The organism is Streptomyces sp. 2A115 (assembly GCF_052245575.1).
Classification (GTDB): domain Bacteria; phylum Actinomycetota; class Actinomycetes; order Streptomycetales; family Streptomycetaceae; genus Streptomyces.
The window spans coordinates 47,334-55,971 of record NZ_JBQQCG010000078.1 but is presented as its reverse complement, the minus strand read 5'-3'; the positions used below and the strand labels follow the sequence as shown (position 1 = coordinate 55,971).

Here is an 8,638-nt window from a genome sequence, read left to right as displayed (position 1 = left end):
CGAGGACGGCTCTGAACGACATGTCAGACGATCTTCGCCGTGGACACCGGCCGACGACCAGCGCGAGTAACTCTCCCGACCCTCAAACCAGATCCGTGACCAGCAACTTCACGATGCACACCACTCATTCCCGCTCCGCCGTCTACGGCGCGCGAGTTCGATGGCCCGCTCAGGATCGGGCGTCGGCGGCCTCGCCCACACGGCGCCGTCCGTGTCCGGCGAGGCCACCGTTTTGCGCCGGGCAGCACCGCCGGGTGCTGCCGCGCGTCGCCGCGCTATCGTGCCAGCAGGTCCCGCAGGGCCTTGGCGATGTCGGCGGGAGCTTCCTCCGCCATGAAGTGGCCGCACGAGACGGTGGAGTGATGCAGGTCGCGCGCCCAAGTCGCCCACAGGGCAGCAGCTTCGTATCCGAGCGCGGCGCCCCAGTCCTGCTGGAGGACGGTCACCGGCATGGCCAGCTGGTTCCCCGCCGCACGGTCGAGCTGGTCGTGCTCCACGTCGATGCCGGCGGACGCACGGTAGTCGGCGACGATCGACGGCACGGCGTTCCGACAGGCCTCCAGGTAGGCGGCACGGACCTCGCCCGGGATGGCGTCGGGGTCGTTGGCCCAGACATCGAGGAAGTGGGCGAAGAACGCGTCGGCACTGGCGGCGATCATCTGCTCAGGCAGGCCGGGCGGCTGTGCCATGAGGTAGAGGTGGAAGCCGACGGCCGCGGTAGTGCCGTGCAGTGCTTCCCACATGTCGAGCGTGGGGAGCACGTCGAGGCAGGCCAGGTGAGTTATCACCTCCGGGTGGTCGAGGCCGGCGCGGAAGGCCACCAGGGCGCCGCGGTCGTGCCCGGCCAGCGCGAAGCGGTCGTGCCCCAGCTTCTTGGCGAGGGCGACGATGTCGTTCGCCATGGTCCGCTTGGAGTACGTGTCCGGGCCGTCCTCCTGGGGCTTGTCGCTGTCACCGTAGCCGCGAAGGTCGGGGCAGATGACGGTGTGGTCGGCCGCGAGGTCGGCGGTCACGTGGCGCCACATGAGGTGGGTTTCGGGGAACCCATGCAGCAGGACGATCGGTGCGCCGGAGCCCCCTGCGGCCGTATTGAGGGAAACGCCGTCGGCGACCGTTACGCGGTGGTAGTCGAATCCAGGGATGGTGGGTTGCATGAGTCCGCTCATCTCGATTGATCGCTGGTTCTCGTGATTGCTGGTTCTCGCCGGGCCGGTTGCGCGGCGCGGCCCGGTTTCCCGGTGTCTCCCAGCGTGCGGGGCACGAATTAGCAGCCGATGAACGCGCTGTACTTTGAGCAGGGGAGCGGGACGTAAGAGCGGATGGACGTAGGAACGGACGACCGACGTGCAGGTGAATTTTGGTGTCCTCGGTCCCGTGGCGGCCTGGGACGAGGCAGGGGATGCCCTGACCCTCAAAGGGCCGAGGCACCGCGCGGTGCTCGCCCGCCTGCTCATCGCGCGCCGACGCGTCGTCCCGGTGTCACGGCTGGTGGAGGACCTGTGGGCCGAGCCGCCGGCGGAAGCGGTGGGCGCGATCCGGACCTTCGTCGCCGGGCTGCGTCGCGCGCTCGAACCCGACCGGCCGCGGCGGGCGCCGTCTCGGCTCCTGGTCACCGAGGGACCCGGCTACGCCCTGCGACCCGCGCAGGACGAGGTGGACGCCTGGCGATTCGAGCACTCTGTCAATGCTGTCGCCGAGCTGCCTCCCTCGCAGGTCGTGGACCGGCTCACCGCCGCGTTGCGTTCGTGGCGGGGCCCCGCCTACGCGGACTTCGAGGGCGAGCCGTGGACCCGCGGTGAAGGCTCTCGGCTGACCGAACTGCGGCTCCATGCCGTCGAACGCCGCGCCGAAGCCCAGATCGCGCTGGGAACGGCTGCCGAAGCCGTCCCGGACCTGGACGCACACATAGCGGAACATCCGTGGCGAGAGGACGCCTGGCACCTCCTTGTACTGGCCTTGTATCGCTCCGGGCGTCAGACGGATGCGCTGTCCGTTGTCAGACGTGCACGACGGATGCTCAGTGAGCACTTGGGAGTTGATCCCGGTCCCCGGCTGCGCCGTCTGGAAGCCGACATCCTCCAGCAGGCCGACCACCTCGATCCCGGCCCCGGAGGTTCGGCCGCTCAGGTGTGGGCCCAGGCAGCGGCGGCATACGAAAGTACCGTTTCTTCCCGCGCGCGGACGCGCCTGGAGTCCACCGCCGGCCTGATGCGCACTCTGGCGGTGACCGGAGGCGGTGGGTTGGAGGCAGCACGTCGCCATCGGGTCGCGGCCGTGGCGGCCGCCGAACAACTTGGTGACCCCGAACTCACCGCCCGGGTCATCGGGGTCTATGACGTGCCCGCGATCTGGACCCGTTCCGACGACCCCGACCAAGCACGGTGGCTGGTGGGCGCGGCGGAGCGGACACTGCATCGGCTGCCGGCCGAGCAGCACCAAGCGGGGCGAGGCCGGCTGCTCGCCACCATCGCTGTGGAGTCCCGGGGCACGCTCCCCACCGAGCCGGCAGCCCCGGGAGCGGGTGCGCGCGCCTTCCAGGCGGCACGGCAGGCGGAGCACATCGCACGCCGGCTCGGTGACGCATCGCTGCTGGCTTTCGCGTTGAACGGCGTGTTCATGCAGTCGTTTCATCGTGCGGGTCTGGCCGGCCGACGTGATGCGATCGGAACCGAAGTGGTGTCCTTGTCCGCTCTCAACGACCTCACCACATACGAAGTGCTGGGCCATCTCATTCGCCTTCAGTCACGGTGCGCTCTGTCCGACCTATCGGGGGCCGACCGGCACGCGGCGGCCGCGGACGCGCTTGCGGAGCGGTATGAGCTTCCTCTCGTGTCCGTCTTCACCACGTGGTACCGGGCCCTGCGCACCGCCATGACCCAGCCGCTGCCCGCCGCTGAGGCCGCGTACCAGGACGCTGCCGTATGCCTCGACGGAGCGGGGATGCCCGGCCTGCAGCGAGGTCTGCTGCCGCTGGCCCTGCTAAGCCTGTGCGTCCGTCACGACACACCGATCCGCATGGCGGATCGGCACGACTGGGGCCCGTATGAACCCTGGGTACGTCCACTCCTGCTCGTGTCCGAAGGCTGGGACGAGGGTGCTCGTGAGGCGCTACGAGGCATCCCGTCCCCGCCACGTGATCTGCTGTTCGAGGCACTGTGGTGCTTCGTCGCGAAGGCAGCCGTCGCTGTAGGCGATCAGGCCGTCATTCAACGCGCCTATTCGCAGCTTGAGCCGGCCTCCTCCGAGTTGGCCGGTGCAGGTAGCGGTCTGATCTCCCTGGGGCCGGTGTCCGGTCACCTCGCGGTGCTGGCCGCGGTTCTCGGACGTCGTTAGCCGACTGGCGAAGACCCCATGGCGGCCTCGGCCGTCGGATTCGAGCAGAACACCAAGGGCGTCAACCAGGCGCTTGGGGTCAGGACTTCGGGCGAAGGGCCAGTTCGGGATTGCCCTTGCGCAGGGACTTGCGCCCGTCTCAGCCCGTGGCGGCGTGCCGCCGCCTTTTGCCCCGTCGGTGAGCGGGACAGAGGAAGCTCCTGCTGTGCTCGCGGTCATCGTTGGCAGCGCGGCTGCGGTGCCAACGCCTGTCCAGCGAGTAACTCCTCTGCAGAGGTTGCGATTCCTCGCGAGGCCGCGCTGTTCTCAGCGCCAGTGCCTCTTCGTTCACGCTCAACGGAGGGCTGTGCGCAGCGGTTCACGCCCCATGGCCTTGGCACTGCGCTGGTGCGGTACGGCGCACACGCCCTGCTTCCCGCCACTGGCCGGGCACGCGAACACCGGCGCTGCCCGGGGCACGGGCCGACGCGTCGGGGAGGGCGTCGCCGTCCAAGTCTGCGCCAGCTGATGCGGGTTCGGCCTTGCACGGCTGTTCCCTCCCACCGGCGCGGCCTGCGGGAATCGGCCTGCGGCCGGATGCGTGCCATGGGCGGCAACGCCCGGGCGGCCCCGTCCCCCGGTGTCGGCACCCGGGTCGTACTGAGGTGGGAACCATGACCGATCTCGGCGTAGGCGGGAGTGGTCGCCACCCGCTTGGCCAAGGGTGTCAATATCGGGCTGGTGGTGATCGTGGGCGTCTGGCACCTGGGTTTGGACACCCTGCTGGTGCTCAGGTACTGGCCTCTGTACGAGCCGCGGGCCGCGGCCACAGGCTCATGGCTGGCCCTCGCGGTCATCCAGACGGCCGGTTCCATCCTGCTGCATCCGCGCTGAGCGCGCACCGCGCGGATGCTTGCGGGGGCGGCGCTGGTCACCGGTATCGTCGCCACCGCCCAGGGCGGCACCGAACTGGTCAATCGGGTGTGGAAGGACGCAATTGTGCTGCCCACCGACGGGAGATTGCCGACGCCTTCGGCAGCCTCAAGCTGGATGAATTCAGAGACCGGCACTCACGGCCCGCATTGCAGAGATAGAGTCGCCTCATGCCAAAGAGTGAATCCATGGCCCGCGTGGCCCTCAAGAAAATAACCCCCGACGTCTCCGGAGCAATGGGCACCTTGCACGGTGCCGCTGTTTCTGCGGCGCAGGATGCCAAGGTCGAGCCGGAACTTCTCGAGTTGATCCGGATTCGCGCTTCACAGATCAACGGTTGTGCGTTCTGCCTCGACATGCACACGAAGGACGCCCGCGCCCAGGGCGAGAGCGAACAGCGGATCTACTCGCTGAACGCGTGGCGGGAGACGCCGTTCTTCACCGAACGAGAGCGCGCCGCGCTGGCGTTGACCGAGGCAGTGACCCTGGTGCACGACGGACACGTCCCGGATGCGGTCTACGCGGAGGCAGCGGAGGTCTTTGACGACGCGCAGATCGCCGCATTGATCTGGGCCGCCACCGTCATCAACGCGTACAACCGGATCGCGATCGCGACACGTATGGTTCCGGGCCCTTATCAGCCGGTCCAGAAGAAGGGCTGAGCGATCCAGGAGAATAGCTGAATCCAGGAATGGCTTATCGCGCCGGGCCGAAATGAATCGGTCCGGCGCGATCCTTTGTGAAACTTTACCGGTTCACGCGGTCGGCAGTGGCTCCATGATGTCGTCCAGCCATTTCCGCCATTCCTCGGCCCGCACGACCGGCCCCGCAATCATCGACCGGCCCTCCCAGGCGGACACCGGCCGAATTCCGTGCAGGGCATTCACCAGCCACACCTCCCGGCCGGTCAGCTCCTCCACGGTTCGTTCCCGGTGGGCCAGGCGAATCCCGTTCTGCAGCGCCTGCTGCTGGATGAGCCCCGCGGTGACGCCGGCCAGGACCGGCAACTGTTGCGGGGGAAGGCACAGAGTCTCGTCCTCCCACCACAGCATGCTGGAGGTCGCCGCCTCCAGCACGAGGCCGGAGGGGGCGATCAGTACCGCCTCCTCGGCGCCCTGTCCGCACGCCCGCTGTCGGACCCGGGCCAGGGCGTCCAGGTCCGGGCCCTTGCGGCGGGGAACCGTGCGCGGGTCGGGCTGACCCGCCGCCCACACCCGCACCTCCGGGGCGAGCGGAGGTGCGTGCCGCAGGAGCAGCCGCAGCTGGAGGGATCCCGCCACGAGCTCGACACGCGGAAACCAGGACCCCGTACGAGGCAGCGCGGCCGTCATGTCCTGCCAGAACTGGGTGAGTTGCTCGAGGGACGGCCCTCCGCACTCGCCGCAGGCCCGCAGGAAGCGCTCCCGGTGCCGGTCGAGACCACGCACCCGCCCGTCCCTGACCAGCCAGGAGTCGACGACCAGGAGCTGCGTGTCGGCCGCCAGGCCGGCGATCAGACCACGGCCGGGTACCCATGCCAACAGCCCTTCTGCGATTGCCGGTTGTGTCATCAACGAATCGTTCACCTCTCAGTGCGTCCGGTCAGTATTTGCGGCCGGCGCTCGCCGGTGAGCCGTGCCGGGGGCCGTACGGGGCATGTTCCAACCAGGCCCCGCACCACGGCAGTACGGGCGCGAGTGCCGCCGCCGCACGCTGTTTCGCCCGGACGATCCGGCGGCGCGGTCGCAGATGGTCCAGGGCTTCGCCCGCCGCCGCGCTGTTGAACAGGGCAGCCGCTCGTCGCGCCGCGGCGAACTCCGCGACCGCCTTCGTGGTGCCGGTGGCCACGGCGGTCGCCGCCGCCGCCGCGTCCGCGATGCCGCTGTTCATGCCGCGGGCACCGAAGGGCGGGAAGAGGTGAGCCGCCTCGCCGACGAGCAGCACGCGGTGATCGGGGTCGGTGAAGGTCGCCGCGACCTTGCGGAGGAAGCGGTAGGTCGACACCCACAGGATCCGCTCGGCATACCCTTCCCCCACTACCGCGGGCAGCCATTGGCGAACCGCCTCCTCGGTCCCGTAGGACTCCTGCGGGTCGTCGTCGCAGCACTGCAGGTCGATTTGGAAGCCCCCGGTGAAGGGCACACGCATGACGCTGCGGCCGCTGACGCCGGGATGTTCGTAGTGGAAGACCCGCTCCAGGGGCAGTTCGGCGCCCGGGATGTCGGCCACATCCACCACGACATGGAATCCCTCCGAGGTGGTGCCCTCCATGGGGATGCCCAGCTCCCGCCGGACCGCCGAGCGGGCTCCGTCGGCGGCGATGACGTGGGTGCCCGTCCAGCCGCGTCCGTCCTCGCTGCTCAGCCCGACCCCGGCGTCGGTGACCTTGATGCCCGTCAGGCGCGCGTCCCAGGCGAACTCCACCCCGGCCGCCTCGCAGGCGGCGAGCAGGAACCGCTCGGTGTCCACCTGACGCAGGCTGGTGAAGGGGGGCGGGAACGAGGGTGGCGGGAACGTCCGGGCGTACACCTCGCGGCCGCGGTACAGGGTGCGTTTGGTCTGCCAGGTCCGTCCGTACGACGTGATCTGGGCGGCGAGCCCCGGGCGCATCCCTTCGAGCAGGTGCAGGGTCTCTCTGTGCACGAACAGGGCGCGGCTGCCGGGGCGTTCGCGCCCTTGCGGGTCCGCTTCCAGGAGGGTGACCGGTAGTCCGTGGGCGCGCACGCCGAGTGCGGCCGACATGCCCACGGGTCCCGCGCCCACGACGATGACAGGGTTCACGTCAGGCGCCGCCGGGTTGTTCGGTGGTGACGGCCGCGCTCTCGGTGAGCATGCGGGTGATTTCCACCCGCTTGACCTTCCAGGTGGAGGTCATCGGCAGTTCGTCGAACCGCCACTGCCGTGGGTCGGCCATCGCCGGCAGGTCGGCGGTGGCCGCCTGCCAGCGCCGCGGGTCGAGGGGCTGTTCCCCCCGGACGCAGACCACTGGTACCGGCTCGCGGTCGGCGCCGGGCACGATGACGACTTCACGCAGTTCGTCGAGGCGGGACATCAGTGTGTCCTCGATCTCGAGGTTGCTGTGCACGGAGTCGATCTGGTCGATCTCACGATCGATCAGATACAGCGCGCCCCACCGGTTCCGGTAGCCCATGTCGCCCATCTGCCACCAGCCGCCGCCCAGTTGACGGTCGTATTGCTGCTGGGCGCCGAGGTAGGTGAGGATCCGGCCCCTGGTGCGGGCCTCGATACGGCCGGGCGTCCCGGGCTGGGCACGCCGTCCCGCGCTGTCGGCGATCCGGACCCGGGTGAAGCCGGGGATGCCGATGCCGACACGGCGGCCGTCCGCGCGGGCCGCGCTGCGCCGCGTGTACCACTGGAAGGCGACCGGACCCGTCTCGCTCTGCCCGTACAGCTGCATCAGCCAGGGCGAGCGCCGGCTCGACGCGCCGAGCAGCCGCTGCACGGTGCGCGGGTGGATCGCGTCGAAGGTGCTGCCGTACGAACGGACCCGGGCGAGCGGAGCGCCGGGCGCGTCGGCCAACTCCTCCCACAGCACGAAGGTGTTGGGGTGGGTCTCGACGATGCCCGGCCGGTGCCGGGCAAGCAGCGGACCTGCGGCGGCGGGCTCCGGGTCGGTGATGAACAGCAGCGGGCTGCCGAAGTGCAGCAGGACGCCGAGCAGATGGTAAAAGCGCGAGTGCACGAAGGACATGTGCAGCGCCGCTGTCTCGCCACGGGTCGGCCAGCCCATGGCCTTTTGCGGTACGAGGCGGTTCCACATGGTGTTCGCGCAGTGCACGGCGAGCTTGGGGACGCCCGTCGTGCCCGAACTGTGGGTGATCAGCGCCGGTTCACGGGGATGCAGCCGGACAGGTGAGTGGGGTGGTGCGCCGGCGTACTTGTCCAGTGGGACGGCTCCGGGTGCGTCGTCCACGCTGAGTGTCTGCCGAACGAGATCGGCGACGCCGATGTCCCGGAGTGGCCCGGTGAGTTTCGCCCGGTCCGTGAGCAGCCAGGGCTCATGCAGCCGCTTCAGAAGCCGGCCGACGACCGGTCCCTGCAGGCCCGGTGAGAGCAGGACGGGCACGGCGCCGATCCGGGAGACGGCGCAGGTCAGCAGGACGATGTCGACGTTGTCCGTCTTGTGGACGGCGACCTGTTCGGAGGGCCGGACACCGGCCTCCCACAGCCGCCCGGACAACTCGTCGACCAGGGCGGCCAGGACCGGATAGCTGAGGTCGAGCCCGAGGACGGGGTTGACGTCCAGCGGCCGGTCCAGGGTGACCGGGACGGCTCCGTGCCGGTCGGCGGCCTGCTGGAACATCGGGCCCAGATAGAACCCACGATCGGAGAACAGGGGCTGTGGTTGTCCCATGAGCCCTTTCCTTTCTGCGGTGTTCGCGGTCACGGCCAC

General features: G+C 69.6%; 7 protein-coding genes. 3 read left to right on the top strand and 4 right to left on the bottom strand.

The annotated features are described in order from the left end of the window. Positions 1–275: 275 nt before the first annotated feature. Positions 276–1,154, bottom strand: a complete 879-nt coding sequence (locus ACTWQR_RS43410; RefSeq protein ID WP_443232800.1) for an alpha/beta fold hydrolase — start codon at positions 1,152–1,154, stop codon at positions 276–278. A 190-nt stretch (positions 1,155–1,344) separates the two neighbouring features. Between ACTWQR_RS43410 and ACTWQR_RS43405 the strand changes: the two genes are divergently transcribed. The 3 genes from ACTWQR_RS43405 (at position 1,345) to ACTWQR_RS43395 (ending at position 4,907) form a co-directional block, all read left to right on the top strand. Then, positions 1,345–3,333 (top strand): BTAD domain-containing putative transcriptional regulator, encoded by a 1,989-nt coding sequence (locus ACTWQR_RS43405; protein WP_443232799.1) that lies wholly within the window; start codon positions 1,345–1,347, stop codon positions 3,331–3,333. Positions 3,334–4,026: 693 nt separating this feature from the next. Beyond that, positions 4,027–4,206, top strand: coding sequence for a hypothetical protein (locus tag ACTWQR_RS43400; protein WP_443232798.1), 180 nt, complete (start codon positions 4,027–4,029; stop codon positions 4,204–4,206). A gap of 227 nt (positions 4,207–4,433) precedes the next feature. Then, positions 4,434–4,907, top strand: a complete 474-nt coding sequence (locus ACTWQR_RS43395; protein ID WP_443232797.1) for a carboxymuconolactone decarboxylase family protein — start codon at positions 4,434–4,436, stop codon at positions 4,905–4,907. Between the two features lie 93 nt (positions 4,908–5,000). On the opposite strand, the gene ACTWQR_RS43390 is transcribed toward ACTWQR_RS43395, so the two are convergent. From ACTWQR_RS43390 to ACTWQR_RS43380, 3 genes are read right to left on the bottom strand one after another with little or no spacing between them, the layout of a single operon-like run. Beyond that, positions 5,001–5,795 carry an aminotransferase class IV gene (locus tag ACTWQR_RS43390; RefSeq protein ID WP_443232796.1) on the bottom strand — a complete coding sequence of 265 codons (795 nt, stop codon included), beginning with the start codon at positions 5,793–5,795 and terminating at the stop codon, positions 5,001–5,003. 31 nt (positions 5,796–5,826) lie between these two features. Beyond that, a complete protein-coding gene (locus ACTWQR_RS43385; RefSeq protein WP_443232795.1) occupies positions 5,827–7,005 on the bottom strand; it encodes an FAD-dependent monooxygenase in 1,179 nt (392 codons plus the stop codon). Position 7,006: 1 nt separating this feature from the next. Further along, positions 7,007–8,599 carry a class I adenylate-forming enzyme family protein gene (locus ACTWQR_RS43380; protein WP_443232794.1) on the bottom strand — a complete coding sequence of 531 codons (1,593 nt, stop codon included), beginning with the start codon at positions 8,597–8,599 and terminating at the stop codon, positions 7,007–7,009. Positions 8,600–8,638 lie beyond the last annotated feature (39 nt).